We start from the raw sequence: 25,575 nt of genomic DNA, 5'->3' as shown, positions 1-25,575 counted from the left end.
CGGGCTCGATGCCCTAGGAGCGGCTCCGCTTCAAGACCTTCCCTCGATGATCAGTCGAGAACTTTCGCCTCTTGGGAGGCGAAAGTCGAGATACAAGGAGCGGCTTTAGCCGCGAAGAGAACGACGCGGTGTATGGCACCGGCTCCGCCGGTGTTCGCGGCTGAAGCCGCTCCTACCGGGATATGTGAGAGCTTGGGAATGGGTGGTGCTATCAGCTTTCCAGCCAGACGTCCCGCGCCCAGTGCCAGACTGATTCCCAGCTGTCTTCGCTCACCAGCTCTTCGTCGGCATCCCACAGCACTACGGTGCCGTCTTCTTCGACACAGTAGTAGTTGTCACCGTCCTGGCACAGTGGGATCAGCTCACGGGGTACGCCTGCATCCCAGGCATTGGCGGCGACTTCAGGAAGGTAGGTATGCGACTGCGGGTCGGTGGCAGTCACAGGCTCCAGCGAGCCGTACACAACGTCGCTGACGGTCAAAAGAAACTCTTTGAACACGAACGGAATATTGATGAACAGCTGTTCCTCGATCTCGACCAGTTGGTCTTCATCGGGAAGCTCCAGGGGCACCGGTACCGGTTCATTGGCTTCACGGAGTTGTTCGATCACTTCTTCCACGGTTCATTTCCTCTGACCTTGATGACAACGCTGCGCGTTATACCCTAGTAGGACGGTCTGGCAAAAGCAAAAACCCCGGGACAGGCCTGGGGTTTTTTGTGCAACGTGCGACGGTTAACCGTTTTGACGGATACCGGCGACCAGCCAAGGCTGGTTCTCGCCCTGGGCGCGAACCATGTGCCAGCTTTCGCTGAAGGCTTCGCCCTGGTCGAAGCGCGAGGTCTTCGACACGCCACGGAAGGTCAGGGTGGCGTCGGTACGGTCGGAACGATCGTCCACGCCGTCCAGTTGCACTTCAAGGTTGTCGATGTAGGTGGCCTGGAAGCCATCACCCAGGTCGGCACGTTCGCGCTTGAGGAACTCGAGCATTTGCGGCGTGACGAACTCGGCGATCTTGTCCATCTCGTTGGCATCCCAGTGCTGCTGCAGCGACTGGAAGTGGCTTTGCGCTGCGGCCAGGAAGCTCTTCTCGTTGAACCAGGCCGGGGCGTTGATGACCGGCGCAGCTGCAGCGGCAGGTGCGGCCGAACCACCGAAAATCGACGGCTGGGCAGGCTGGCCGTGGGCTTCACGCTGGAACGGCGCATGGCCCGGAGCGGCCATTTGTGGCTGCTGCTGGCGGCGGCGGGCGGCGATGAAGCGGAACACCAGGAAGGCGATCAGCGCGACGATCAGGAAGTCCATGATCTGGAAGCCCTCGAAGCCGTCACCCATGAACATGGACGCCAGCAGGCCACCGGCGGCGAGGCCGGCCAGTGGGCCCAGCCAGCGCGAAGCACCGCTGGCGGCGGCCGGAGCACGGCCAGGAGCGGTCGGCGCGGCGGCAGGCGTGGTTGGCGTAGCCTGGCGAGTCTGGTGGATAGGCGCGGAGCCCGAGCTCTTGCCGCCGCCGAAGCGCTTGGCACTGGCGTCCAGGCTCAGCGTCAGGCCGACGCAGAGCGCCAGTGCGATGCTAAGAAAACGTTGCATAAATGGGATATCCCCTGTTGTGGATTGCACGCGCGTCATGGTGCACAGGTTCCCGGGCACATGACCAGCGACAAGATGTTTCTAGCTTTTGCCTGAATGTTGCAGGCCTTCGCCTAGATGGCCTCTAACTTGGCATACCCCAGCATCAGCCACTTGCTGCCTTCGGCAAAGTTCACCTGCACCCGGGCCTGGGCACCGGAGCCCTCGAAGTTGAGGATCACGCCCTCACCGAAGACCGAATGCTGGACTCGCTGGCCCAGGTTGAAGGATGTCTGCGGAATATTGGCATTGGCGAACAGGCTGCTGGTGCTGGTGCTCTTGGCGCCGCCGAACGGGCGGCTGACGCTGTTGGAAAGGCGCACTTCCTGAACCAGACCTGCCGGAATCTCACGTACGAAGCGTGACACCTTGTTGTAGGTCTCACTACCGTACAGGCGACGGGTTTCGGCATAGGTCATGAACAGCTGACGCATGGCGCGGGTAATGCCCACGTACGCCAAGCGACGTTCCTCTTCCAGTCGTCCAGGTTCTTCCAGGCTCATCTTGTGCGGGAACAGACCTTCTTCCATCCCTACCAGGAATACATAAGGGAATTCCAGGCCCTTGGCACTGTGCAGGGTCATCAGCTGAATGCTGTCTTCATGCTCGTCCGCCTGCGCTTCGCCGGCTTCCAGCGAGGCGTGGCCGAGGAAGGCCGACAGTGGCGAGAGATCCGCGTCGTCATCGCTGGTTTCGAAGTTGCGCGCGGCGCTGACCAGTTCCTCAAGGTTTTCTACCCGTGCCTGGCCCTTTTCACCTTTTTCTTCCTGGTGATAGATGATCAGGCCTGATTGTTCGATAACCGTCTGGGTCATGCTGTGCAGCGGCATATCGGCAGTCTTGCCGGCGAGGTTCTCGATCAGCTCGATGAACGCGCCCAGTGCGCTGGCGGCGCGGCCTTTGAGAGCCTTGGCGGCGAGCAGCTGGCACATGGCTTCCCACATCGACAGCTGACTGTGGCGGGCGTGTTCGCGAATGGCTTCGACAGTCTTCTCGCCAATGCCGCGCGGCGGGACGTTGATGACGCGCTCCAGGGCCGCGTCGTTGCCACGGCCTTCGAGCAGGCGCAGGTACGCCATGGCATTCTTGATTTCGGCGCGTTCGAAGAAGCGCTGGCCACCATAGATGCGGTAGGGGATGCGCTCACGCAGCAACGCTTCTTCCAGCACCCGCGACTGGGCGTTGGAGCGGTACAGGATGGCGACTTCGTTGCGCGAGCAGCCTTGCTTGATCAGGCTCTCGATGGTCTCGACCACATAGCGCGCTTCATCATGTTCGTTGTAGGCCGCATAAAGGGTGAGCGGCTCACCTTCACCGAGGTCGGTCCACAACTCCTTGCCCAGGCGCCCGCTGTTGTTGGCGATCAAGGCGTTGGCGGCCTTGAGGATGCCGCCGGTGGAGCGGTAGTTCTGCTCCAGGCGAATCATCTCGGCGTCGGGGAAGTCGGCGGTGTACTGGTGAATGTTCTCGATCTTGGCGCCGCGCCAGCCGTAGATCGACTGGTCATCGTCGCCCACGGCCATCAGGCTGCCGCCGCCACCTCCGGCCAACAGGCGCAACCAGGCGTACTGCACGGCGTTGGTGTCCTGAAACTCGTCCACCAGCAGGTGGCGGAAGCGCCGCTGGTAGTGTTCGAGCAGGCCCGGGTGATCACGCCACAGGTCCAGCGCACGCAGCAGCAGTTCGGAGAAGTCGATGACCCCGGCGCGTTCGCAGGCCTGTTCGTAGGCCTCGTAAATGCTGCGCATGGTGCCCAGGAACAAGTCGCCACCGGCCTGGATATGCTGCGGGCGCAGGCCCTCGTCCTTCTGCCCGTTGATGAACCACTGAGCCTGGCGCGCCGGCCAGCGCTGCTCGTCGAGGCCCAGCTCGCGGATCACCCGCTTGACCAGGCGCTGCTGGTCGTCACTGTCGAGGATCTGGAAGTTCTGCACCAGGCGTGCTTCCTGCCAGTGCGCCCGCAACAGGCGGTGCGCCAGGCCGTGGAAGGTACCCACCCACATGCCCGCTGGGTTGATTCCCAGCAACTGCTCGATCCGATGGCGCATCTCGGCGGCAGCCTTGTTGGTGAAGGTCACCGACAGGATCGAGTGCGGCGAGGCCTGCTCGACCTGGATCAACCAGGCGATGCGGTGCACCAGCACGCGGGTTTTACCGGAGCCGGCGCCAGCAAGCACCAGTTGACGCCCGAGCGTGGCCGCGACGGCCTGGCGTTGGGCATCGTTGAGGGAGTTCAGCAGGAGGGAGAGGTCATCTGTGTGCATCCGGCCATTCTAGGGGCAGGCAGGATTGGGGGCAAACACCCACTGTATAAATGTTCACCTGTAACGCCGCCGCTCATCGGTGAGCCTCTCAGCCGTGCCAGTGCCGGCCGTGCCTGGCCAGCAGGCTGTTGGCCTGCTCCGGGCCATTGCTGCCGGCGGCGTAATGCCGGGGCGCCTGGAAGTGCTCCTGCCAGCCTTTGATGATGGGGTCGATCCACGCCCAGGCCGCTTCGACTTCGTCGCGCCGCATGAACAGCGTCGAGTCACCCTCCAGCACATCCAGCAGCAGGCGTTCGTAGGCTTCCCAGCGACGGGTCTGGCCAAATACCTGGGCCAGGTTGAGGTCCAGCTCCACCGGCTCCAGGCGCATGCCTTTGCCCGGGCTCTTGGTCATCATGCGCAGGCTGATGCGCTCGTCCGGTTGCAGCTGGATCAGCAACTGGTTGACCTGTCCGCCGCTGAACAGCTCATGGGGCACCGGCTTGAACTGGATGACGATCTGCGACGAGCGCCGTGCCATGCGCTTGCCGGTGCGCAGGTAGAACGGCACCCCGGCCCAGCGCCAGTTGTCGATGTGGGCGTGCACGGCAACGAAGGTTTCGGTATCGCTGTCGTTGTCCACGTCCTTCTCGAAGTAATAGGCAGGCACTTCCTGGCCGCCGATGTGCCCGGCACCATACTGCCCGCGCACGGTCTTGTCCTGCACGTCCTGGCCGGTGATCGGCTTGAGGGCGCGCAGGATCTTCACCTTCTCGTCACGCACCGCTTCGGCTTCGAACTCCGCGGGCGGCTCCATGGCCACCAGGCACAGCAGCTGCAACAGATGGTTCTGCAGCATGTCACGGGTTGCACCGGAGCGGTCGTAATAACCGCCGCGATTCTCCACGCCGAGGGTTTCGCAGACGCTGATCTGCACATGGTCGACCTGCCCGTTGCGCCACACCGGTTCTAGCAAGGCATTGGCGAAACGCAGGGCCATGAGGTTCTGCACGGTTTCTTTGCCCAGGTAGTGGTCGATGCGAAACACCTGGGGCTCGTCGAACACTGCACCGATCGCTTCATTGATGGCGGTGGCCGACGCGAGCGAATGGCCAATTGGCTTTTCCAGCACGATGCGCGCTTCGGGATCCGCCAGCCCGGCCACGCGCAGGTGGTTGGCGATCGGCACGAACAGGTTGGGGGCGGTGGCCAGGTAAAAGATGCGGGTCAGCCCGCCAGGCTCGCCGAGGTAGCGCGCCAGGCGACCGAAGTCGGCGCTTTGCGAGGCGTCCATGGGGAAGTAGTCGAGACGTGCGCAAAAGCGCTGCCAAACGTCCTCGTCGAAGTCGTTGCGGGCAATTTGTACCCGACAATGGCGTTCGGCGAGCTTGAGGTAGTCGTTGCGCGAGAGGTTGCGGCGGGCCAAGGCAATGATGCGCACGGCAGTGTTAAGGCGTGCCTCGCGATACAGGTGATAGAGCGCCGGCAGCAATTTGTGCAGGGCCAGATCACCGGTGCCACCGAACACCAGAATGTCGCAAGGAATAGTCAAACCACTACGCTCCACCTTCGTTTAACTGGGCGGGTTGTCGTCCATGTAGTATAACTACAAGAAAGCTACATCCCGGCCAGCCGATCATAACCGAGTCCAGCACGTGAATCTGTTGCAACATATCGCCCAATCGCGCCACCTGCTGCGCAAATCGGAACTGAAAGTGGCCGACCACGTGCTGCTCGACCCGGCTGCCGTCATGCACAGCTCGATGGCCGATCTGGCGCACAACGTAGGCATCAGCGAACCGACCATCGTGCGTTTCTGCCGGGCGATCGGTTGTTCGGGCTTTCAGGATCTCAAGCTGAAGCTGGCGCAGAGCCTGGCCGCTGGCGCCAGTTTCGGGCAGTTCGCAATCCATGAAGACGATTCGGTTGCCGACTACAGCCTGAAGATTTTCGACACCACCTTGCACACGCTGATGGAAGTGCGTGAACACCTCGACCCGCACGCGTTGCAGCAGGCGGTGAGCGCCATGGCCAAGGCGCAGCGTGTGGAGTTCTATGGGTTTGGTGCGTCCGGTGCGGTGGCGGCCGATGCGCAGCACAAGTTCTTCCGCCTGTTGCTGAGTGCGGCCGCTTATTCCGATCCGCATATGCAAGCGATGTCGGCTGTTACGCTCAAGCCTGGAGATGTTGCCGTGTGCATTTCCCAGTCGGGCCGTTCAAAGGATTTGCTGATCACCGCCAATCTGGTCCGTGAGAGTGGCGCCAACCTGATCACCCTGTGCCCGAGCCAGACGCCACTGGCAGAGCTTTCGACCGTCAATCTGGCGATCGACGTGCATGAAGATACTGAAATCTACACCCCCCTGACCTCGCGTATTGCCCACCTGGTGGTGATCGACGTATTGGCAATGGGCGTGGCGATGGCGCGTGGCCCTAGCCTGGTCAACCACCTCAAGAGCGTGAAACGCAGTTTGCGTAGCCTGCGCCTGTCGCCGAAGTCGATCAAGGCGATGGATGATTGAAAGAAGCGGCAAAATTCACTGATTTGTCACGATTGCTCAGCAAAACGGTAAACCATTGAAGCCAGTCTGAAGGTCCCCGCACTCGATCAGGGAGACAGACATGGCTCGTGATTTCGATGGCTCGTACCAACCAAACGCCAAAGCCCGTAAACAGCAGGAAAAGGATCAGCGCCGCATGGAGTATCGCCGTGCGATAGAAAGCTATTGCGATCAACGGCAGCTGCTTCGCGATCTGTCGGATTATCCTGAACTGCAAGACCTCACGGTATGGCAGGCTTCGGCGGCAATTTCCCCGAAAACCGCTCAACAAGCCCGCTGATCAGCGCACGTTCGCTGCGGATGAACGCCAGGAAGGCCAGGGCCACCGGTGACTGCCGCTTGGCCTTGGACTGCACCACGCACCAGCTGCGGTACAAGGGCAGTTCTTCCACTGGCAGCTCCCGGAGCACTCCTGCGGCCAGCTCCATGTTGACCGCATGGCGAGTCAGCAGGGCGATGCCCAGGCCGGCGATCACGCACTCGCGCTGGGCATCGGCGGAGGCTACTTCCAGCGTTTGGGTGAAGTGCACGCGCTTGTCCTTGAAGTACTCCTCGCAAGCCTTGCGCGTTCCCGAGCCCTGTTCGCGGACCAGCAAGGTATGAGGCTCGAGGTCCTGCAGGCGCAGCTGCTCCAGCTTGCACAGCGGATGCTCAGGCGGCGCCACGGCAATGATCGGGTTGTTGAGAAACGGCAGAAACTCAAGGCCCATGTCCTGCGGCACCATGGACATGATGATCAGGTCGTCGCGGTTGTCGGAAAGACGCCGGATCGCCTGGGCGCGATTGACCACCGTAAGGGTCAGGTTGACCTCCGGGTGACGTTGCTTGAAGGCGGCGAACAGGTGTGGCACGAAGTACTTGGCACTGGATTCGATCGCCAGTTTCAACTGCCCTTGCAGTGAGCCCTGCATGTCCGACAGCTGCATGTCGAGGCTTTCCAGGCGGCCGAAGATGTCTCGGCTGGCGCGCTGCAACGCTTCGGCGGCCTCGGTCAGGTAGAGCTTCTTGCCGACGTACTCGAACAGCGGCTGCCCGACCAGCTCTTCGAGTTGGCGGATCTGTAGACTAACGGCGGGTTGCGTCAGTGCCATCTCCTCCGCGGCACGGCTGTACGAGCGTAAATCACACACCTCGTTAAAGATCTGCAGTTGACGCAAAGTCATACGCATCAAGGACTTACGCATTTTTCTCCAGGCTCCAGCAAAACCTTGTTACCGAACTATAAGCTTTTGCTAATACAGCCCCTAACAAATATTGATTTTTGTTTATCGACCTACAGCGCTAGGGTGAATATGCGACTGGCCAGCGACGTCTGGTCACGCGCCGACCGGTACAACCGGCTCGACTGTTCCTACGGCTTTGGGAAGACTCCAGTGATAAAAAAAATCCTGATCGCCAACCGGGGTGAAATCGCAGTTCGCATCGTGCGTGCCTGCGCCGAAATGGGCATTCGCTCTGTCGCGATCTATTCCGACGCCGACCGTCACGCCTTGCATGTCAAGCGCGCTGACGAGGCCTACAGCATTGGTGCCGAGCCGCTGGCCGGTTATCTGAACCCGCGCAAGCTGGTCAACCTTGCTGTGGAAACCGGCTGTGACGCCCTGCACCCGGGCTACGGTTTCCTGTCGGAAAACCCTGAACTGGCAGAAATCTGCGCCGAGCGCGGGATCAAGTTCATCGGCCCGGCCGCCGAGGTGATTCGCCGCATGGGCGACAAGACCGAAGCGCGCCGCACCATGATCAAGGCCGGTGTGCCGGTGACGCCAGGCACCGAAGGCAACGTCGCCGATATCCACGAAGCCCTGAGCGAAGGCGAGCGCATCGGTTACCCGGTGATGCTCAAGGCCACCTCGGGCGGTGGCGGCCGTGGTATTCGCCGTTGCAACAGCCGTGAAGAGTTGGAACAGAACTTCCCCCGAGTGATTTCCGAGGCGACCAAGGCGTTCGGTTCGGCGGAAGTGTTCCTGGAAAAGTGCATCGTCAATCCCAAGCACATCGAAGCGCAGATCCTCGGTGACAGCTTCGGTAACGTGGTGCACTTGTTCGAGCGCGACTGCTCGATCCAGCGCCGCAACCAGAAGCTCATCGAGATTGCTCCGAGCCCGCAGCTCACCCCGGAGCAGCGCGCCTACATCGGCGACCTGGCGGTGCGTGCGGCCAAGGCGGTGAACTACGAGAATGCCGGTACCGTGGAGTTCCTGCTCGCCGATGGCGAGGTGTACTTCATGGAGATGAACACCCGGGTGCAGGTGGAACACACCATCACCGAGGAAATCACCGGTATCGACGTGGTCCGCGAGCAGATTCGCATTGCCTCGGGCCTGCCGCTGTCGGTCAAGCAGGAAGACATTCAGCACCGCGGCTACGCGTTGCAGTTCCGCATCAACGCCGAAGACCCGAAGAACAACTTCCTGCCAAGTTTCGGCAAGATCACCCGTTACTACGCCCCCGGCGGCCCGGGCGTACGCACCGACACGGCGATCTACACCGGCTACACCATTCCGCCGTTCTACGACTCCATGTGCCTGAAGCTTGTGGTCTGGGCATTGACCTGGGAAGAAGCGATGGACCGCGGCCTGCGGGCTCTGGACGACATGCGCGTGCAAGGGGTGAAGACCACCGCCGCGTATTACCAGGAAATCCTGCGCAACCCGGAATTCCGTAGCGGCCAGTTCAACACCAGCTTCGTCGAAAGCCACCCTGAACTGACCAACTACTCGATCAAGCGCAAACCCGAAGAGCTGGCCCTGGCCATCGCCGCCGCCATCGCCGCCCACGCAGGCCTGTGAGGAATCTAATAATGTCCAAGAAAATCTTTGTTACCGACACGATCCTGCGCGACGCTCACCAGTCCCTGCTGGCCACCCGCATGCGCACCGAAGACATGCTGCCGATCTGCGACAAGCTCGACAAGGTCGGCTACTGGTCGCTGGAAGTCTGGGGCGGCGCCACCTTTGACGCCTGCGTGCGCTTCCTCAAGGAAGACCCGTGGGAGCGCCTGCGCAAACTGCGCAACGCCTTGCCCAACACCCGCCTGCAGATGCTCCTGCGCGGCCAGAACCTGCTCGGCTACCGCCACTACAGCGACGACGTGGTCAAGGCGTTCGTGGCCAAGGCTGCGGTCAACGGCATCGATGTGTTCCGTATCTTCGATGCCATGAACGACGTGCGTAACCTGCGCGTGGCCATCGAAGCGGTGAAGGCTGCCGGCAAGCACGCCCAAGGCACCATCGCCTACACCGTCAGCCCCGTGCACACCGTCGAGGCCTTCGTGCAGCAGGCCAAGCAGATGGAGGCCATGGGTTGCGACTCGGTGGCAATCAAGGACATGGCCGGCCTGCTGACCCCGTTCGCCACCGGCGAGCTGGTCAAGGCGCTGAAGGCCGAGCAGTCGCTGCCGGTGTTTATCCACTCCCACGACACTGCTGGCCTGGCCGCGATGTGCCAGCTCAAGGCTGTGGAAAACGGTGTCGATCACATCGATACCGCCATCTCCAGCTTCGCCTGGGGCACCAGCCACCCCGGCACCGAGTCGATGGTCGCCGCGCTCAAGGGCAGTGAGTTCGACACCGGTCTGGACCTGGAGCTGCTGCAGGAAATCGGCCTGTACTTCTATGCCGTGCGCAAGAAGTACCACCAGTTCGAGAGCGAGTTCACCGCCGTGGATACCCGCGTGCAGGTCAACCAGGTGCCGGGCGGGATGATTTCCAACCTGGCCAACCAGCTCAAGGAGCAGGGCGCGCTCAACCGCATGAACGAAGTGCTGGCAGAGATCCCGCGGGTACGTGAAGACCTCGGCTTCCCGCCGCTGGTAACCCCGACCTCGCAGATCGTTGGCACCCAGGCGTTCTTCAACGTGCTGGCCGGCGAGCGCTACAAGACCATCACCAACGAGGTGAAGCTGTACCTGCAAGGCGGTTACGGCAAAGCCCCGGGTGTGGTCAACGAGCAACTGCGCCGCCAGGCCATCGGCAGCGAAGAGGTGATCGACGTGCGCCCGGCCGACCTGCTCAAGCCAGAAATGGCCAAGCTGCGTGCCGACATCGGCGCGCTGGCGCGCAGTGAAGAGGACGTGTTGACCTTCGCCATGTTCCCGGACATTGGCCGCAAGTTCCTCGAAGAACGCGAAGCCGGCACCTTGACCCCTGAAGCCCTGCTGCCGATTCCGGAAGCCGGCGCAGTCGCCGCCCCTGGTGGTGAAGGCGTACCGACCGAGTTCGTCATCGACGTGCACGGCGAGACCTACCGCGTCGACATCACCGGCGTGGGCGTCAAGGCCGAAGGCAAGCGTCACTTCTACCTGTCGATCGACGGCATGCCGGAAGAAGTGGTGTTCGAGCCTCTCAACGAGTTCGTCGGTGGCGGCAGCAGCAAGCGCAAGCAGGCCAGCGCCCCGGGCCACGTCAGCACCACCATGCCAGGCAACATCGTCGATGTGCTGGTCAAGGAAGGCGACGTGGTCAAGGCCGGCCAGGCCGTGCTGATCACCGAAGCGATGAAGATGGAAACCGAAGTTCAAGCGGCCATCGCCGGCAAGGTCGTGGCCATTCACGTGGCCAAGGGCGATCGCGTGACGCCGGGTGAGATCCTGATCGAGATCGAAGGCTGACAGACGCCTTCATCTACAAGCGGTTAACCTCTGGGGAGCGGATGCTCCCCTTTTTTTTGTGCTGGATTTGCCGGCCCCTTCGCGGGGCAAGCCCGCTCCCACAGGGACATCACAGACAGTGGTGTACCTGTGGGAGCGGGCTTGCCGAGACGTCGGACCGCCCGCGAAGAGGCCGGTAAAGCCAACGCAACATTCAACTGTTGCGGCATACCTCAAGTGTCCGCACCTGCCCATCTGCCCCTTGATTCTCCTCGCTCAACCACCGCTCGAACCCCGCCGCCACCTGTGGCCATTCATCATCGGTAATCGAATACCACGCCGTATCGCGGTTGTGGTCCTTGACCACCAGGTGCTTGCGGAACACGCCTTCGAACTGGAAGCCGAACCGCTCAGCCGCGCGCTTGGAGCGGGCATTGGCGTTGTTGCACTTCCATTCCAGGCGCCGGTTGCCCAGCTCGAAACCAAGCTTGGCCAGCAGGTACACCGCCTCGGTGCTCTTGGGCGTGCGCTGCATGGGGGCGCCGAAGGCGATGTGGCCGATTTCGATGCGGCCGTGCTCCGGCACGATCGACATGAGCGTCAGAACTCCTTGCGCCTGGCCGTTCGCGCGGTCGATGACGGTGTAATACAGCGGGTCGCGGCCAGCGGCATTGCCTTCCAGCCAGCGGTCGAAGGCAGCGCGCTCGGTGAAGGGGCCGTAGGGCAGGTAATCCCACAACACAGGATCGGAGTCCGGGCCCTGCAATGCTGCCCAAAGATCATCCGCATGGCGTGCCGGGTCGAGCTTCTCCAGGCGAATGAAGCGGCCATCGATGGGCTCGGCTTGCGGCGCTGCGGCAGGTTTCCAGTTCAAGGCGTCAGTCATGATCGGCCTACAGTCCTTTACGAAATTGGATGAAGCCCGGCCGCTCGGCAACCTGCTCGTACAGGCTGATGGCGGTGGCGTTGGTTTCGTGGGTCAGCCAGTGCACCTTGATGCAGCCGGCAGCTTTGGCCGTGGCATAGACGTGTTCGATCAGCTGGCGGCCGATGCCCAGCCCGCGCTGTGCGCTGTCCACGTAAAGGTCCTGCAGGTAACAGGAATTCTCGATGCTCCAGTTGGAACGATGGTAGATGAAGTTGACCATGCCCACCGCCTTGCCATCGACCCAGGCGAGGGTCGAGTGGGTCGGTTCATTGGGGTCGAGCAGGCGTTGCCAGGTATTCAGGCTGATTTCTTCGGCCAGTTCGGTCTGGTAGAAACGCAGGTAGGCCTGCCACAGTTCGAGCCAGGCGGCGTGGTCTTGGGCGCTGACGGGGCGCAGGGTAACGCTGGGCATGGGGCTTTTCCTTCAGTGCTGGCGCATCTGCGCCGCGAGTTGGTTGTCCAGATGATCGGTGCTGGCGCTCAGGCCCTCCCGCACGCCGGCAATGTCTTGTGCCGAACGGTTCTGGCTGAGCTTGCGCGCGCCCTGCAGGCGGGTGATGGGCAGGCGGATGCCGACGATGGCGCGGAGCATGCCGTCGATGTAATCGCTGGGTGCGTCGGCCACCTTCCAAGGCGCATCGCGACCGTGTTCGTGGCGTTCGGTCAGGCGGCTGACGATGTTCAGCAGGGGAGCCGCCTCGTGGATCACTTCGACCGGGCCATAGGCATGTACGGCCAGGTAGTTCCAGGTCGGCACTACCTTGGGGTTTTCGGCTTTGCTCGGGTAGTAGCTGGGGCTGACATAAGCATCGGCCCCGGGGAACACCAGCAGTGCTTCGCCGCCATTCTCCAGGTCCTGCCATTGGCGATTGGCGCGCGCCAGGTGCGCGTAGACGGTGCCGAACTCGCCTTCATTGGTATCGACCAGTACAGGCAAGTGAGTGGCCAGCAAACCTTGCTCGCCCTGGCTGACAAGCACGGCCAAGCGGGTATCCAGCATGTGCTGATGCAAACGCTCGCGGTCGTGTTCTTGATGGGGTTTGCTGTTGTACATGCGTAGGTTCCTTGTCGGATGGCTCCATCCTAGGCAGGCTATTGGTTCTATGTAAGATCCATTCATGACTGTTTTGATAGGTCCAATAGCATGAGCGAACGTCCCCTGGTGCTGCCCTTCGACCCCGCCGGCCTGATCCTCGACCGCCGCCGCGGGCTTAGTCAGCAGCTCTATCAGGCCCTGCGTGCACGTGTGCTGGACGGGCGCTTAAGCAGTGGCACACGGCTGCCGGCCACCCGCGACCTGGCGGCCATGCTGGCGCTTTCGCGCAACAGCGTGGTGCGGGCCTACGATCAGCTGTATGCAGAGGGTTACATTGAAAGCCGAGTAGGCGACGGAACATATGTGAGTCGCCTGGATAAACTATCCACACAATCATCCACAGGGTTATCCCTGGGTTTATCAACAGGGTTATCCACATTTTCTTCAGAAAATACTGAGGATTTATCCAGCAACACGTTGTCCAGTGAGCCTCTGGAGCGTCTGAAAAGTAACCATCTGCCGCTACCAAGAACCGGCGCACCGCGTGCTTTTCGCGTCGGCATTCCGGCCTTCGACCTGTTCCCGTTCGACGTGTGGGCCAAGCTTCATGCGGGTTTCTGGCGTAACCCGGATGCTGCGCAGCTGGGTTACGGCGACCCTGCAGGCGAGCGCGCGTTGCGCGAGTTAATAGCGGCCTACCTGCGCAGTTCTCGTGGTCTTTCCTGTACCACTGAACAAATAGTGATCACCAGTGGTGCGCAGCAAGCCATAAGCCTTTGTGCACAGCTGCTGCTGCAGTCGGGCGACGGGGTGGCTGTGGAAAACCCTGGCTATCGAGCCGCCGGCCATACTTTTGCCGTCGCCGGTGGCAAGGTGACGGGCATACCTGTGGATGAGGAGGGCTTGGACTGCACGCGGCTGGAGCTGCTGCAGGATTGCCGCCTGGCTTACGTCACCCCCGCCCACCAGTATCCCACGGGTGTGACCATGAGCCTGGCCCGGCGCCTGGCGCTACTGGCCTGGGCCGAGCGCCGCGATGGCTGGATCATCGAGGACGACTATGACGGCGAGTACCGCTACAGCGGCGCACCATTGGCCCCGTTGGCGGCGTTGGACCGCCAAGGGCGGGTGTTGTACGTCGGCACCTTCGGCAAGATTGCGTTTCCCGCCTTACGCCTTGGCTATCTGGTGCTGCCTCAGCGATTGGTACAGGCATTCAGCCAGGGCAGGGCGCTGGCGATGCGGCATTCCGAAGTCGGAACCCAATGCGTGATGGCCGAGTTCATGGCACAGGGGCATTTCCAGCGGCATATTCGGCGGATGCGCAAGGCAGCGTTGAGCCGGCGCAATGTATTGAAAGCCGGGTGGCCTGTGGATGTTCCGGGGCTTGGTGCGATGCCGGAGGTGTCTGCCGGGCTGCACGTGAAGGTGGATGTGGATAACTTTGCGCGTGAGCAGGAGCTGGTGGCCAAAGCAGAAGCAATGGGGGTGGAGGTCAATCCGCTGAGCAGTTATTGGCTGGAGGACAGCGAGGTGCCTGTGGATAAACGTGCGGGGCTGGTACTGGGGTTTGCGGCGGTGCCGGAAGGGGAGATTGCCGAGGCGTTGATGCGCTTGCGCAAGGCTTGGCGGCCTTTTCGCGGCTAAAGCCGCTCCCACTGGAGTGCTGCATTACCGGTGGGAGCGGCTTTAGCCGCGATGAGGGCGACTCAGGTCCCGGACTTGATCCTGGTCCAGGCCCGTGTCCGCGCCCGCTCCGCATCCCGTGACAACGGCTTGAGCGTATACAGCTTGGCCATTGCCTCCGCCGTAGGATACAGGTTGGGGTTGTTGCGAATCGCCGGGCTGACTTTCTCGGTCGCATCCTTGTTAGGGTTCGGGTAACCGACAAAGTCGCTGATCGGCGCAATCACCTCCGGTCGCAACAGGTAATTGATGAACGCGTGCGCATCCTCCGGGTTGGCTGCCCCCTTCGGAATGGACAGCATGTCGAACCAGATCGGCGCGCCTTCCTTGGGCAGGCGCATGTCTACCACCACGCCATTCTTGGCCTCCCGTGCGCGGTTGGCGGCCTGGGAGAAGCTGCCGGAATACCCGACGGCCACACAGATGTCGCCGTTGGCGATATCGGCCATGTACTTCGAGGAATGGAAGTAGGTGATGTGCGGGCGGATCTTCAGCAGCAGCGCCTCGGCTTTCTTGTAGTCCTCAGGCTTGCCGCTGTTGGGGTCCAGTCCCAGATGCTTCAGGGCCAGCGGCAGGATCTCCGAAGGCGAATCGAGCAACGCCACGCCGCATTGCTTGAGCTTGGCGATGTTCTCTTCCTTGAAGATCAGGTCCCAGCTGTCTACCGGCGCCTGGTCGCCGAGCACCGCCTTGACCTTGGCCGGGTTGAAGCCGATCAGCACGGTGCCGTACATGTAGGGCACGGCGAACTTGTTGCCCGGGTCGTTGGCCTCGATCAGCTTCATCAGCGCCGGGTCCAGGTGTTGCCAGTTCGGCAGCTTGCTGCGGTCCAGCGGCTGGAACACGCCCGCCTCGATCTGCTTGGCGAGGAACACGTTGGACGGCACCACCACGTCATAGCCGGAGTTGCCGGTCAAAAGCTTGGCCTCCAGCGCTTCGTTGGTGTCGAAGATGTCGTAGACCAGCTTGACGCCGCTGTCCTTCTGGAAATCGGTCAAGGTCTGCGGGGTGATGTAGTCGAACCAGTTGTACACACGCAGGGTGCGCTGTTCGGCCTGGGCCTGAAGCGCACCGGTGAACAGGGTGGCAGCGATGAACGGGGCGAGCAGACGCTTGAGTCGGACCATTACCGGGCTCCTGGCTGGGCGCGCTGGAAGCCTTCCAGCACATTGACCGCGTTGATACCGATTTCTTCCACAGCGTAGCCGCCTTCCATCACGAACAGGGTCGGCTTGCCGAGCTGGGCGATGCGCTGGCCCATTTCCAGGTAGTCCGGGCTGTCCAGCTTGAACTGGGAGATCGGGTCGTCCTTGAAGGTGTCCACGCCCAGGGAGATCACCAGCACGTCGGCATCGTAGTCGGCGATGCGTTGGCAGGCAGCTTCCAGGGCTGCGCTCCAGGCGGCCCAGTCACTGCCGGCTGGCAGTGGGTAGTTGATGTTGCAGCCTTCACCTGCGCCTTCACCGGTCTCGTCGGCGTAACCGAGGAAGAACGGGAATTCGGCCTGCGGGTCGCCGTGGATCGAGGCGAAGAATACGTCGTTGCGCGCGTAGAAGATGTCCTGGGTGCCGTTGCCGTGGTGGTAGTCGACGTCGAGGATGGCCACTTTGGCACGGCCCTGGTCGAGGAAGGCTTGGGCCGCAATGGCGGCGTTGTTCAGGTAGCAATAACCGCCCATGACTTCGGCGGCGGCGTGGTGTCCAGGCGGGCGGCACAGGGCGAACGCCGAATGGGCGCCCTGCTGAATGGCCGCTTGGGCGGTGAGGGCGACTTGCGCGGCGCTGTAGGCGGCCTGCCAGGTGCCGGCCGTGATCGGTGCACCGGCATCGAAGCTGTAGTAACCCAGTTCGCCATGCAGGCCGGTCGGTTTGACCTGGCGCAAGGTGCGGGCCGGCCAGGTGAAGGGCAGCAGGTCGCCGTCGTGGCCCAATGCGGCCCAGCGGGCCCAGGCGCCTTCGAAGAAATCGAGATAATCGGCGCTGTGGATGCGTTGCAGCGGCGCACGGCCAAAGTCGGTCGGGCCTTGGACATCACCCAGGTTGCGCTTTTTCACCTGGTCGAGCACATGGTCGGCGCGCGAAGGCATTTCGAAGCAGGGCATCAGCTTGCCGTCGATCAGCTCGCAGCGGCCGTGGTGCAGGCGGTGATCATCGGAATAGATCGTCAGCATTGTTGTTCTCCGTCAGGTACTGGCGTAGGCCCATTTTCACGGGCGGCCCGGTGCGGGAGAACGTTGCAAACGGCCAAAAGGGGATCGATGTGGCCAAGGTCGGTGTCCGGAATGCTGGCCTCTTCGCGGGGCAAGCCCGCTCCCACAGGTAACCCACTGAACCTGCGGGCTGTGGAGTACCTGTGGGAGCGGGCTTGTCCCGCGAAGAGGCCCTAAAGGTCAGCCGCGGAAATGGCTTGGCGCTACGCCGCTCCAACGTTGGAACGCATACCGGAAGCTGGCCGTCTCGCTGAAGCCCAGGGTTTCGGCGATCCGATAGATCGGCATCTGCTCATCTGCCAGCAGCTGCTTGGCTCGCTCGAAGCGCAACTCATCGAGCAGCTGTTGATAACTGCTGCCCAGCGCCTGCAGGTGTCGGCGCAAGGTCCTCGACGAGCAGTTCATCTGCCGCGCCAGGCCTTCCAGGCCCGGCGCGGCATCCAGTTGTTGCAGCAGCAGCTGGCGAATCCGCCCAAGCCAAGCCTGGCGCCCGGTGAACTCCAGGTTCAGGCGCCGGCAGCGTTCGCTCATGGCCTTGTGGGTGATCGGGTCGGCCAGCGGCAGCGGTGCGTCCAGCCAACGGCGTTCGAAGGCGAAGGCGTTGTCTTCGGCGTCGAAGCCGAGCGGGCAGGGGAATGCACCGGTATAGCGCGCATGGTAACTGGGCCGGGCATGTTCGAAGCGGGCGCCGAGCAGCGGCAGCGGACGGCCCAGCAGGTCGTCGCAGATGACCTTCAGTGAAACCAGGCAAAACTCGGCATTGAACGCGGCCAGCGCCGGGGCATCGCGGTAATCGTTGGCACTGAACCAGACCCGCTGGCCATCGTCGACCAGGCGCAGCTGGAAAACGGTTCCCAGCAGTGCCGGATACTGCAACGCCAGGCGCAGGGCGTCACCCAAAGTGGCACTGGAAAGCAACGCGTAACCGAGCATCCCGTAGCACGACACATGCATGCGCTGGCCCAGCTCCAGGCCGATGTCCTCGCGCCGGGCCACGGCATTGGCGCACACCTGCAGCTCTTGCTGAGTGGTGATGCGCGCGTCGCTATGGCCCAGGTCGGCCGGGCCTATGCCGCTGCCCGCCAGCAGCGTCGAAGCCTCGCAGCCTTGTTCCTGGAACAGGTTGAGGATCAGCGATACCGCGTTGAGGGTGGTCAGATGGCTGTGCAGCATGCTCGGTAATTCCCGTGGGGCTGGGAGGCATTATGGAGCAAGTTGTATGCCGACAAATGCAGGAGCGAATTCATTCGCGATGCGCCGCGCGAGCGGCGCTCGATTTCCCGGCCGCCACATCCCTGACGGCAGAAAAAAAAAGGCCCGGAGCGTGCGCTCGGGCCTTTGAAAGGTTGAGAGGTGTCTAGTCCCTCGACCTGGTGAGACTGTTTGCAGCGGCCTGGGTTACGCCTTCAGCGGAACCAGACGTGGAGCGATCATGTTCTCCGGACGCAGGATGTCGTTGAGCATCGCTTCGTCCAGCAGCTTCTCTTCGCGCACCAGTTCCAGTACGCCGCGGCCGGTTTCCAGGGCGACGCGGGCGATACGGGTGGCGTTTTCGTAGCCGATGTAAGGGTTCAGGGCGGTGACCAGGCCGATCGAGTGCTCGACCAGTTCACGGCAGCGCTGTTCGTTGGCGGTGATGCCGACGATGCAGTGTTCGCGCAGCATGTCCATGGCGCGCTGGAGCAGGCGGATCGAGTCGAAGATCTTGTAGGCGATCAGCGGCTCCATCACGTTCAGCTGCAGCTGACCACCTTCGGCGGCGACGGTCAGGGCCAGGTCGTTGCCCATGATGGCGAAGGCGACTTGGTTGACGGCTTCCGGGATTACCGGGTTGACCTTGCCTGGCATGATCGAGCTGCCTGGCTGACGCGCTGGCAGGTTGATCTCGTTGATGCCGGTGCGTGGGCCGCTGGACAGCAGGCGCAAGTCGTTGCAGATCTTCGACAGCTTGACCGCGGTACGCTTGAGCATGCCGGAGAACAGCACGAAGGCGCCCATGTCGGAGGTAGCTTCGATCAGGTCGGCAGCCGGCACCAGCGGTTGGCCGCTAATGGTCGCCAGGCGCTGTACGGCCAGCATCTGGTAGCCCGGGTCGGCGTTGATGCCGGTACCGATGGCGGTACCGCCCAGGTTGATTTCGGTCAGCAGTTCCGGGGCCAGCGAGCGCAGACGGTTGAGGTCTTCGGTCATGGTGGTGGCGAAGGCGCGGAATTCCTGGCCCAGGGTCATCGGCACGGCGTCCTGCAGCTGGGTACGGCCCATCTTCAGTACGTGGTCGAACTCTTTGCCTTTGGCCGCGAAGGCCTGGATCAGGCTGTCGAGGCTGGCCAGCAGCGCATCGTGGCCCAGCAGCAGGCCCAGGCGGATGGCTGTCGGGTAGGCGTCGTTGGTCGACTGCGCCATGTTCACATCGTTGTTCGGGTGCAGGTACTGGTACTCACCCTTCTGGTGGCCCATGGCCTCCAGCGCGATGTTGGCGATGACTTCGTTGGCGTTCATGTTGGTGGAAGTACCAGCACCGCCTTGGATCATGTCCACCACGAACTGCTCGTGGTAGTCGCCCTTGATCAGTCGTGCGCAGGCTGCGCTGATCGCGGCGTGCTTGGCATCGCTCAAGTGCCCCAGCTCACGGTTGGCATCAGCAGCGGCCTGCTTGACCATCGCCAGGCCGACTACCAGTTTCGGGTAGTGCGACAGCGGAACACCGGAGAGGTGGAAGTTGTTGGCAGCGCGCAGGGTCTGGATGCCGTAGTAGGCATCGGCAGGGACTTCAAGGGTACCAAGCAGATCTTTTTCGACGCGGAACGATGCAGCGGAGGACATGATGGATATCATCTCGATTTGGGCCCGGCACCTGCCGGAATGGCGCCAATCCTAGGCCTGAAGGCGATTTTGCGGCCAATGCTGTTGCACGCTAACCTATGCACAAACGGCATAGTGTTTCCTGTGACGCCAATTGACATTCGAGCGTGTTCCATTTTGGTGCATGCCGGGAGAGATGCTTCGTGAACCTGGAAAGCAAGTGGCTGGAAGACTTCAGTGCTCTGGCCTCGACCCGCAGTTTTTCCCAAGCCGCAGAGCGGCGTTTCGTGACGCAACCGGCCTTTAGCCGGCGCATACGCAGCCTGGAAGCTGCGCTGGGGCTGACCTTGGTGAATCGTTCCCGCACGCCGATCGAGCTGACCGAAGCCGGCCAGCTGTTTCTCGTCACTGCGCGGACCGTTGTCGACCAATTGGGCGAAGTTCTGCGCCATTTGCATCACCTTGAAGGAGGGCAGGGCGAGGTCATCCAGATCGCCGCGGCGCACTCCCTGGCATCGGGCTTTTTCCCACGTTGGGTGGCCCAGTTGCGCAACGACGGTTTGAACATCGCCACGCGCCTGGTTGCGACTAACGTAGGGGATGCCGTGCATGCATTACGTGAGGGTGGTTGCGATCTGATGCTGGCGTTTTACGATCCTGACGCCGCGCTGCAGATGGACGCCGAAATCTTCCCGTCGCTGCACATGGGCACCACGGAAATGCTGCCCGTCTGTGCTGTGGATGCCGACGGCAAGCCGTTATTCGACCTTGAGGGCGATAGCAGCGTGCCGCTGCTGGCCTACAGCGCCGGTGCTTTTCTGGGGCGTTCGGTGAACCTGCTGCTGCGCCAGCGCAACCTGCGCTATACCACCGTCTATGAAACGGCCATGGCCGACAGTCTCAAGAGCATGGCGCTGGAGGGCATGGGCATCGCCTGGGTGCCGCGTTTGTCGATGCGCGGCGAATTGGAGCGTGGCGAACTGGTGATCTGTGGCGCCAGCCAGTGGCACGTGCCGCTGGAAATCCGCCTGTACCGTTGTGCGCTGGTGCGCAAGGCCAATGTGCGGTTGCTGTGGCGCAAGCTGGAGTCGACAGGGGGGCAGGGGGAGGGGGCTGTTTGAGGGCCTCTGTCGTCTGGCGGGGGATGTGTGTTGGGGCGGAAATCGAGCGCCGCCCGCGCGGCGCATCGCGGCTAAAGCCGCTCCCACATCTGTTGCAACGTGCCTATGTCTGTGAGGCGAGGGTGATCGCCTTGGCGCATGGCTCAAGATTTGTGAGGCGGCGGTAGCGCCAGCCGAAAAATAGCGGCATGCCAAGAAGGCTGACAACTATGGCCTATCAGGCCATGGCACGTTGCAACAAATGTGGGAGCGGCTTTAGCCGCGATGCGCCGCGCGGGCGGCGCTCGATATCCGCAGCGCCGCATCACCTCAGCGAACACCGTAGGGGCCCCAAAAAACTTGTCCCGCGAGACAGCTTGCCTTTGATCCGCCAATGTGCCTACAGGGCTGGGCGGTTTGCTCTTCGATACGCTATAATCCCGCGCCTTCGGCCAACCTGGTCGATTCAGAATCCGTATGACAAGCCACGCCGGTCCACCTGCGTGGCTTGTTGCTTTTAGCGCGCCAGAAGGCGCTTGCAGGAGAGGCTCGACGATGAGTGCACTGGTTGGCGTGATCATGGGCTCCAAGTCCGATTGGTCCACCCTTAGCCACACCGCCGATATGCTGGAAAAACTCGGCATTCCCTACGAAGTGAAGGTGGTTTCCGCCCACCGCACCCCGGATCTGCTGTTCCAGTACGCTGAAGAAGCCGAAGGCCGTGGCATCGAGGTGATCATCGCGGGCGCCGGTGGCGCTGCGCACCTGCCAGGCATGTGCGCCGCCAAGACCCACCTGCCGGTGCTCGGCGTGCCGGTGCAGTCGTCGATGCTGTCGGGTGTCGATTCGCTGCTGTCGATCGTGCAGATGCCAGCCGGTGTGCCGGTTGCCACCCTGGCCATCGGCCGTGCCGGGGCGATCAACGCCGCGCTGCTGTCGGCGAGCATTCTCGGCGCCAAGTACCCGCAGTATCACGCGGCGCTCAAGCAGTTCCGCACCGAGCAGACCGACACCGTGCTGGACAACCCAGACCCACGTCAGGCTTGAGGCAGAACCCATGAAGATCGGTGTAATCGGTGGCGGCCAGCTGGGCCGCATGCTGGCTCTGGCGGGCACTCCGCTGGGCATGAATTTCGCCTTCCTCGACCCGGCACCAGACGCCTGCGCCGCGCCTTTGGGCGAGCACCTGCGTGCCGACTACGGTGACCAGGACCACCTGCGCCAGCTGGCCGACGAAGTCGACCTGGTGACCTTCGAGTTCGAAAGCGTCCCGGCCGAGACCGTAGCCTTCCTCTCGCAGTTCGTCCCGGTCTACCCGAGCGCCGAAGCGCTGCGCATCGCCCGCGACCGCCTGTTCGAGAAAAGCATGTTCCGCGATCTGGGTATCCCGACCCCGGCCTTCGCCGACATCCTCTCGCAGGCCGACCTCGACGCCGCAGTCGCCAGCATCGGCCTGCCGGCCGTGCTCAAGACTCGCACCCTGGGTTACGACGGCAAGGGCCAGAAGGTGCTGCGTAGGCCTGAAGACGTGGTGGACACCTTTGCCGAGCTGGGCAGCGTGCCGTGCCTGCTGGAAGGTTTCGTGCCGTTCACTGGCGAAGTGTCGCTGGTGGCCGTGCGTGCCCGTGATGGCGAAACGCGCTTCTATCCACTGGTGCACAACACCCACGAGAGCGGCATCCTGAAGCTGTCGGTGGCCAGCGCCTCGCACCCGCTGCAGGGCCTGGCCGAAGATTACGTCGGCCGTGTGCTCAAGCAGCTGGACTACGTCGGCGTGATGGCCTTCGAATTCTTCGAGGTCGACGGTGGCCTCAAGGCCAACGAAATCGCCCCGCGCGTGCACAACTCCGGGCACTGGACCATCGAAGGCGCCGAGTGCAGCCAGTTCGAGAACCACCTGCGTGCCGTTGCCGGTCTGCCTTTGGGCTCGACCGCCAAGGTCGGCGAGAGCGCCATGCTCAACTTCATCGGTGAAGTGCCGGCGGTGGACAAGGTGGTCGCCATCGACGACTGCCACCTGCACCACTACGGCAAGGCCTTCAAGGTCGGGCGCAAGGTCGGCCACGCCACCCTGCGTTGCCAGGACATGGCCAGCCTCAAGGCCAAGATCGCCGAAGTAGAGGCGTTGATCAGCAACTGATCGAACTTCTATCAGCGCCATGCCCTCTGAACATGGCAACAAGCCAAAGCGCGTCTAGGCTTTGGCTTGTCCCATTTTCACTGCAGAGGGATTGCCATGGGCATCATTGGAACCATCTTCATCGGCCTCATCGTCGGCCTGCTGGCCCGCTTCATCAAACCGGGCGACGACAGCATGGGCTGGATCATGACCATCCTGCTGGGTATTGCCGGCTCACTGCTTGCCACCTATGGCGGCCAGGCACTGGGGATTTACCAAGCCGGGCAGGCGGCGGGCTTCTTCGGTGCGCTGGTCGGTGCCGTGGTCTTGCTGGTGATCTACGGATTCATCAAGAAACGCTGAATACTGGTTAGAATGCGCGGCAATTCATCCGAGTTGCCGAGCATTTCCATGCGTGCCTTTTTTCTCATTCCCCTGATCCTGGCCAGTACCCTGGCCCATGCCGAACTGCCTGAAACCGACTGGCTGGAGCTGATGCCCAAGTCGGACCAGAAAGCCCTCGAACAGATGCCCGAGATCGACCACGACACGCCGGAGGCGATGGGCACGTTCACCGACAAGGGTGGCCTGAAGCAGAGCAAGGGCTTGCCGGCGGTGATGTATTCAACCAAGACCGTGGCGGCCATGAACGGCAAGCACATCCGCCTGGGCGGTTACCCGGTGCCGTTGGAGAGCGATGCCAAGGGCAACAGCACGCTGTTTTTCTTGGTGCCGTACCCGGGCGCCTGCATCCATGTACCGCCGCCGCCACCGAACCAGCTGGTGCTGGTGCGATATCCGAAAGGGTTGAAAATCGACGACATCTACACGCCGCTGTGGGTCAGCGGGACGTTGAAAGTGGAGAAGGTCAGCAATGACCTGGCCGATGCGGCGTATGCGCTGGATGCGGGGCAGGTGAGGGTGGTGGAAGACGCTGACCTTTGATGTGCCCATACCTGCCTCTTCGCGGGCAAGCCCGCTCCCACAGATCCCCACCGGACCTTAGGGTAGTGGAGTACCAGTGGGAGCGGGCTTGCCCGCGAAGAGGCCGTATAACTCACTAAGACTGCCGGATCAGAGCGGCTCACTACTGATTGACACGCTCAGCGCAACCTGTTTCCCAGGCTTCAACTCCACCACATCATCCCAGACATTCGCCGTCTCGATGCACAGCATCCGCTGCCAGCCATCATCGGCCATGTCCGCCAGTTCCCTGGCCCGGTCGGTCCACGGGTTCCAGATCACCGCCGAGCGCGAACCGCTGCTGGTCAAGGTGATGCGCCGGTTCCAGTGTGGGTCGACGATGCTCAACGTTGCAGGCGTATTCAGATAGATACGGTCGGTTTCACCGGTGAACGTCAGCGCACCCTGCTGCTGGCGCTGTTCCCAGTCAGCCAAGGTCTCGATGTAGTCCAGCCCCTCGACACCCTCGACCCGCGCCTGGCGCACATCACTGACCGCGAAGTAGCTGTGCAGGGCTTGGCTGATGGTGACCGGAGTGTTGCCCATGTTGCGACTGGTCAGGCTCAAGGTCAGTTGATCCCCCAGCACCACATGCAGCTTCAGTTCCACATCATGTGCCCAGCCCGGCAGCTCGCCGTTGGCCTCAGGCAGCACGAATTCGATATGCAGGTCCGCGCCTTTTTCCTCTACTGCCAGCAACTGCCAGTCGCGCGTGCGCGCCAGCCCATGCGCAGGCGCCTGCTCACCCTTGTACATGGCCTGCACCGACGGCGGATTACGCTGCAAGTTGCCGAACCACGGCCAACACACCGGCACACCCGCGCGCACCGACTTGCCCTGGCGGAAGATGGCCTGGTCGCTCAGCCACAGCAGAGGCGGCTCGCCAATACGCTGGTAGCTGAGGATCTGCGCACCCTGCTGGGCGATCAGTAGTTCGGCACGGTCGCTGGTGATGCGCCAGCAGTTGAGTTCGCCGTGTAGCTCGGTTTCGACCTTGTAGGTAGCCATTGCGCTTATCTCATTGATTGCCTGTGGGCCTTCGACCCGGTGACGTGCAATGAGTTTAACGCCCGCAACGCTCAGCGACGAGGCACCGAGCGGGTGCGGCCACTGCCATCGATGGCGACGAACACGAACAGCGCTTCGGTGACCTTGCGCCATTCGCTGGACAGCGGGTCATCGCTCCACACCTCGACCATCATGCGGATCGAGCTGCGGCCGACTTCCTCGGTGTGGGTATAGAACGACAGCTGCGCGCCCACGGCCACCGGCACCAGGAAGGCCATGCGGTCGATGGACACCGTGGCCACCCGGCCACCGGCGACGCGGCTGGCCATGGCGGTGCCGGCCAGGTCCATCTGGGCGACCAGCCAGCCGCCGAAGATGTCGCCGAAACCATTGGTTTCGCGGGGCAACGCAGTGATTTGCAAGGCCAGGTCGCCTTGCGGGATGGGATCTTCTTGTTCGAGCTCAATCATGCGGTGGGGCCTCTGACCCGTGACGCTTTCGTTGGTGTGGCGCAAAGGCCGGGTAAACGATTCAGCTGGAAACATACTACGCCGATTTCGTTTCGCTGGACGGCCGTAGGGAAATTCTGCGAAACCGTCTGACATCAAGACCGGCGTTTTCGCACAATATCCCACTCGAGCGGCGTCCTTTTCCTACGAGCGGCCAGTATATATAGCCGAACGCTGAGCGACGACCGCACATTCA

Annotated in this window: 24 protein-coding genes; 10 read left to right on the top strand and 14 right to left on the bottom strand. The window is 62.3% G+C overall.

From position 1 onward, the window contains the following. Positions 1 to 211: 211 nt before the first annotated feature. The 4 genes from ACIPZF_RS17600 to zwf form a co-directional block, all read right to left on the bottom strand. The gene (locus tag ACIPZF_RS17600; RefSeq protein ID WP_400801605.1) at positions 212 to 619 is read right to left on the bottom strand and encodes an SMI1/KNR4 family protein; all 408 of its coding nucleotides are present in this window, start codon (positions 617 to 619) and stop codon (positions 212 to 214) included. Positions 620 to 733: 114 nt separating this feature from the next. Beyond that, on the bottom strand, positions 734 to 1,588 hold the full coding sequence (locus ACIPZF_RS17595; RefSeq protein WP_400801603.1) for a Tim44 domain-containing protein: 855 nt from the start codon (positions 1,586 to 1,588) through the stop codon (positions 734 to 736). 113 nt (positions 1,589 to 1,701) lie between these two features. Next, entirely contained in the window at positions 1,702 to 3,891 is a 2,190-nt protein-coding gene (uvrD, locus tag ACIPZF_RS17590; protein WP_400801601.1) for a DNA helicase II, read from the bottom strand. An 88-nt stretch (positions 3,892 to 3,979) separates the two neighbouring features. Next, positions 3,980 to 5,422, bottom strand: coding sequence for a glucose-6-phosphate dehydrogenase (gene zwf, locus ACIPZF_RS17585; protein WP_400801599.1), 1,443 nt, complete (start codon positions 5,420 to 5,422; stop codon positions 3,980 to 3,982). 103 nt (positions 5,423 to 5,525) lie between these two features. Here zwf and hexR point away from each other — a divergent pair, with 103 nt between their 5' ends. Together hexR and ACIPZF_RS17575 are read left to right on the top strand one after the other, a co-directional pair. Then, complete coding sequence (gene hexR, locus ACIPZF_RS17580; protein WP_400801598.1) at positions 5,526 to 6,392, top strand: transcriptional regulator HexR; 867 nt, start codon at positions 5,526 to 5,528, stop codon at positions 6,390 to 6,392. A 100-nt stretch (positions 6,393 to 6,492) separates the two neighbouring features. After that, a complete protein-coding gene (locus tag ACIPZF_RS17575; protein ID WP_400801596.1) occupies positions 6,493 to 6,711 on the top strand; it encodes a PA3496 family putative envelope integrity protein in 219 nt (72 codons plus the stop codon). On the opposite strand, the gene ACIPZF_RS17570 is transcribed toward ACIPZF_RS17575, so the two are convergent. Then, a complete protein-coding gene (locus ACIPZF_RS17570; RefSeq protein ID WP_400801615.1) occupies positions 6,653 to 7,600 on the bottom strand; it encodes a LysR family transcriptional regulator in 948 nt (315 codons plus the stop codon). The genes ACIPZF_RS17575 and ACIPZF_RS17570 overlap by 59 nt on opposite strands. Before the next feature lie 204 nt (positions 7,601 to 7,804). Between ACIPZF_RS17570 and ACIPZF_RS17565 the strand changes: the two genes are divergently transcribed. Together ACIPZF_RS17565 and oadA are read left to right on the top strand one after the other, a co-directional pair. After that, entirely contained in the window at positions 7,805 to 9,220 is a 1,416-nt protein-coding gene (locus tag ACIPZF_RS17565) for an acetyl-CoA carboxylase biotin carboxylase subunit (RefSeq protein WP_400801595.1), read from the top strand. A gap of 11 nt (positions 9,221 to 9,231) precedes the next feature. Beyond that, positions 9,232 to 11,040, top strand: a complete 1,809-nt coding sequence (gene oadA / locus ACIPZF_RS17560; protein ID WP_400801594.1) for a sodium-extruding oxaloacetate decarboxylase subunit alpha — start codon at positions 9,232 to 9,234, stop codon at positions 11,038 to 11,040. A gap of 193 nt (positions 11,041 to 11,233) precedes the next feature. Here oadA and ACIPZF_RS17555 read toward each other — a convergent pair whose 3' ends face one another. From ACIPZF_RS17555 to ACIPZF_RS17545, 3 genes are read right to left on the bottom strand one after another with little or no spacing between them, the layout of a single operon-like run. Next, complete coding sequence (locus ACIPZF_RS17555; RefSeq protein WP_400801593.1) at positions 11,234 to 11,905, bottom strand: GNAT family N-acetyltransferase; 672 nt, start codon at positions 11,903 to 11,905, stop codon at positions 11,234 to 11,236. A 7-nt stretch (positions 11,906 to 11,912) separates the two neighbouring features. Continuing rightward, positions 11,913 to 12,359, bottom strand: a complete 447-nt coding sequence (locus ACIPZF_RS17550; protein WP_400801591.1) for a GNAT family N-acetyltransferase — start codon at positions 12,357 to 12,359, stop codon at positions 11,913 to 11,915. A 12-nt stretch (positions 12,360 to 12,371) separates the two neighbouring features. After that, complete coding sequence (locus tag ACIPZF_RS17545; RefSeq protein ID WP_400801589.1) at positions 12,372 to 13,001, bottom strand: FMN-binding negative transcriptional regulator; 630 nt, start codon at positions 12,999 to 13,001, stop codon at positions 12,372 to 12,374. Positions 13,002 to 13,091: 90 nt separating this feature from the next. On the opposite strand from ACIPZF_RS17545, the gene ACIPZF_RS17540 reads away from it, so the two are divergent. Further along, positions 13,092 to 14,630, top strand: coding sequence for a PLP-dependent aminotransferase family protein (locus ACIPZF_RS17540; protein ID WP_400801587.1), 1,539 nt, complete (start codon positions 13,092 to 13,094; stop codon positions 14,628 to 14,630). 62 nt (positions 14,631 to 14,692) lie between these two features. Here ACIPZF_RS17540 and ACIPZF_RS17535 read toward each other — a convergent pair whose 3' ends face one another. The 4 genes from ACIPZF_RS17535 to aspA all read right to left on the bottom strand — a co-directional run bounded on the left by ACIPZF_RS17535 (position 14,693) and on the right by aspA (position 19,701). After that, positions 14,693 to 15,796 carry a polyamine ABC transporter substrate-binding protein gene (locus ACIPZF_RS17535; protein WP_400801586.1) on the bottom strand — a complete coding sequence of 368 codons (1,104 nt, stop codon included), beginning with the start codon at positions 15,794 to 15,796 and terminating at the stop codon, positions 14,693 to 14,695. Next, complete coding sequence (locus tag ACIPZF_RS17530; RefSeq protein ID WP_400801584.1) at positions 15,796 to 16,839, bottom strand: histone deacetylase family protein; 1,044 nt, start codon at positions 16,837 to 16,839, stop codon at positions 15,796 to 15,798. Before ACIPZF_RS17530 ends, ACIPZF_RS17535 begins: the two co-directional genes overlap by 1 nt. Before the next feature lie 219 nt (positions 16,840 to 17,058). Continuing rightward, positions 17,059 to 18,051, bottom strand: coding sequence for an AraC family transcriptional regulator (locus ACIPZF_RS17525; protein ID WP_400801582.1), 993 nt, complete (start codon positions 18,049 to 18,051; stop codon positions 17,059 to 17,061). Positions 18,052 to 18,276: 225 nt separating this feature from the next. Continuing rightward, positions 18,277 to 19,701, bottom strand: a complete 1,425-nt coding sequence (aspA, locus tag ACIPZF_RS17520; protein WP_400801580.1) for an aspartate ammonia-lyase — start codon at positions 19,699 to 19,701, stop codon at positions 18,277 to 18,279. Positions 19,702 to 19,883: 182 nt separating this feature from the next. Here aspA and ACIPZF_RS17515 point away from each other — a divergent pair, with 182 nt between their 5' ends. From ACIPZF_RS17515 to ACIPZF_RS17495, 5 genes are all read left to right on the top strand, one after another. Next, entirely contained in the window at positions 19,884 to 20,801 is a 918-nt protein-coding gene (locus tag ACIPZF_RS17515) for a LysR substrate-binding domain-containing protein (RefSeq protein WP_400801578.1), read from the top strand. 534 nt (positions 20,802 to 21,335) lie between these two features. Beyond that, positions 21,336 to 21,827: a 5-(carboxyamino)imidazole ribonucleotide mutase gene (purE, locus tag ACIPZF_RS17510; RefSeq protein ID WP_016489856.1), complete on the top strand. Its 492-nt coding sequence runs from the start codon at positions 21,336 to 21,338 to the stop codon at positions 21,825 to 21,827. Positions 21,828 to 21,837: 10 nt separating this feature from the next. After that, the gene (locus ACIPZF_RS17505; RefSeq protein ID WP_400801575.1) at positions 21,838 to 22,920 is read left to right on the top strand and encodes a 5-(carboxyamino)imidazole ribonucleotide synthase; all 1,083 of its coding nucleotides are present in this window, start codon (positions 21,838 to 21,840) and stop codon (positions 22,918 to 22,920) included. Positions 22,921 to 23,016: 96 nt separating this feature from the next. Further along, positions 23,017 to 23,262: a GlsB/YeaQ/YmgE family stress response membrane protein gene (locus ACIPZF_RS17500; RefSeq protein ID WP_010955824.1), complete on the top strand. Its 246-nt coding sequence runs from the start codon at positions 23,017 to 23,019 to the stop codon at positions 23,260 to 23,262. 48 nt (positions 23,263 to 23,310) lie between these two features. Beyond that, positions 23,311 to 23,844, top strand: coding sequence for a DUF3299 domain-containing protein (locus tag ACIPZF_RS17495; RefSeq protein WP_400801574.1), 534 nt, complete (start codon positions 23,311 to 23,313; stop codon positions 23,842 to 23,844). Between the two features lie 129 nt (positions 23,845 to 23,973). On the opposite strand, the gene ACIPZF_RS17490 is transcribed toward ACIPZF_RS17495, so the two are convergent. Both ACIPZF_RS17490 and ACIPZF_RS17485 read right to left on the bottom strand, forming a co-directional pair. Beyond that, positions 23,974 to 24,870 (bottom strand): D-hexose-6-phosphate mutarotase, encoded by an 897-nt coding sequence (locus ACIPZF_RS17490; protein WP_400801572.1) that lies wholly within the window; start codon positions 24,868 to 24,870, stop codon positions 23,974 to 23,976. A 71-nt stretch (positions 24,871 to 24,941) separates the two neighbouring features. Further along, positions 24,942 to 25,340: an acyl-CoA thioesterase gene (locus ACIPZF_RS17485; protein WP_400801571.1), complete on the bottom strand. Its 399-nt coding sequence runs from the start codon at positions 25,338 to 25,340 to the stop codon at positions 24,942 to 24,944. Between the last annotated feature and the right edge of the window lie 235 nt (positions 25,341 to 25,575).

Origin of the sequence: Pseudomonas sp. NPDC089752 (assembly GCF_044748725.1) — a bacterium.
In the GTDB taxonomy this organism is placed as follows: Bacteria; Pseudomonadota; Gammaproteobacteria; order Pseudomonadales; family Pseudomonadaceae; genus Aquipseudomonas.
Note: the sequence above shows the minus strand (reverse complement) of the source record. Positions and strands in the feature narration are given on the sequence as shown.

What these genes read in the sequence shown, in the direction of transcription:
- ACIPZF_RS17490 (WP_400801572.1), bottom strand. Translation starts at nt 24,870, where the DNA reads ATGGCTACCTACAAGGTCGAAACCGAGCTACACGGCGAACTCAACTGC.
- uvrD (WP_400801601.1), bottom strand. Translation starts at nt 3,891, where the DNA reads ATGCACACAGATGACCTCTCCCTCCTGCTGAACTCCCTCAACGATGCC.
- ACIPZF_RS17570 (WP_400801615.1), bottom strand. Translation starts at nt 7,600, where the DNA reads ATGCGTATGACTTTGCGTCAACTGCAGATCTTTAACGAGGTGTGTGAT.
- ACIPZF_RS17485 (WP_400801571.1), bottom strand. Translation starts at nt 25,340, where the DNA reads ATGATTGAGCTCGAACAAGAAGATCCCATCCCGCAAGGCGACCTGGCC.
- ACIPZF_RS17595 (WP_400801603.1), bottom strand. Translation starts at nt 1,588, where the DNA reads ATGCAACGTTTTCTTAGCATCGCACTGGCGCTCTGCGTCGGCCTGACG.
- ACIPZF_RS17535 (WP_400801586.1), bottom strand. Translation starts at nt 15,796, where the DNA reads ATGGTCCGACTCAAGCGTCTGCTCGCCCCGTTCATCGCTGCCACCCTG.
- oadA (WP_400801594.1), top strand. Translation starts at nt 9,232, where the DNA reads ATGTCCAAGAAAATCTTTGTTACCGACACGATCCTGCGCGACGCTCAC.
- ACIPZF_RS17495 (WP_400801574.1), top strand. Translation starts at nt 23,311, where the DNA reads ATGCGTGCCTTTTTTCTCATTCCCCTGATCCTGGCCAGTACCCTGGCC.
- ACIPZF_RS17575 (WP_400801596.1), top strand. Translation starts at nt 6,493, where the DNA reads ATGGCTCGTGATTTCGATGGCTCGTACCAACCAAACGCCAAAGCCCGT.
- ACIPZF_RS17530 (WP_400801584.1), bottom strand. Translation starts at nt 16,839, where the DNA reads ATGCTGACGATCTATTCCGATGATCACCGCCTGCACCACGGCCGCTGC.
- ACIPZF_RS17500 (WP_010955824.1), top strand. Translation starts at nt 23,017, where the DNA reads ATGGGCATCATTGGAACCATCTTCATCGGCCTCATCGTCGGCCTGCTG.
- ACIPZF_RS17545 (WP_400801589.1), bottom strand. Translation starts at nt 13,001, where the DNA reads ATGTACAACAGCAAACCCCATCAAGAACACGACCGCGAGCGTTTGCAT.
- ACIPZF_RS17505 (WP_400801575.1), top strand. Translation starts at nt 21,838, where the DNA reads ATGAAGATCGGTGTAATCGGTGGCGGCCAGCTGGGCCGCATGCTGGCT.
- purE (WP_016489856.1), top strand. Translation starts at nt 21,336, where the DNA reads ATGAGTGCACTGGTTGGCGTGATCATGGGCTCCAAGTCCGATTGGTCC.
- ACIPZF_RS17525 (WP_400801582.1), bottom strand. Translation starts at nt 18,051, where the DNA reads ATGCTGCACAGCCATCTGACCACCCTCAACGCGGTATCGCTGATCCTC.
- ACIPZF_RS17550 (WP_400801591.1), bottom strand. Translation starts at nt 12,359, where the DNA reads ATGCCCAGCGTTACCCTGCGCCCCGTCAGCGCCCAAGACCACGCCGCC.
- ACIPZF_RS17555 (WP_400801593.1), bottom strand. Translation starts at nt 11,905, where the DNA reads ATGACTGACGCCTTGAACTGGAAACCTGCCGCAGCGCCGCAAGCCGAG.
- aspA (WP_400801580.1), bottom strand. Translation starts at nt 19,701, where the DNA reads ATGTCCTCCGCTGCATCGTTCCGCGTCGAAAAAGATCTGCTTGGTACC.
- ACIPZF_RS17540 (WP_400801587.1), top strand. Translation starts at nt 13,092, where the DNA reads ATGAGCGAACGTCCCCTGGTGCTGCCCTTCGACCCCGCCGGCCTGATC.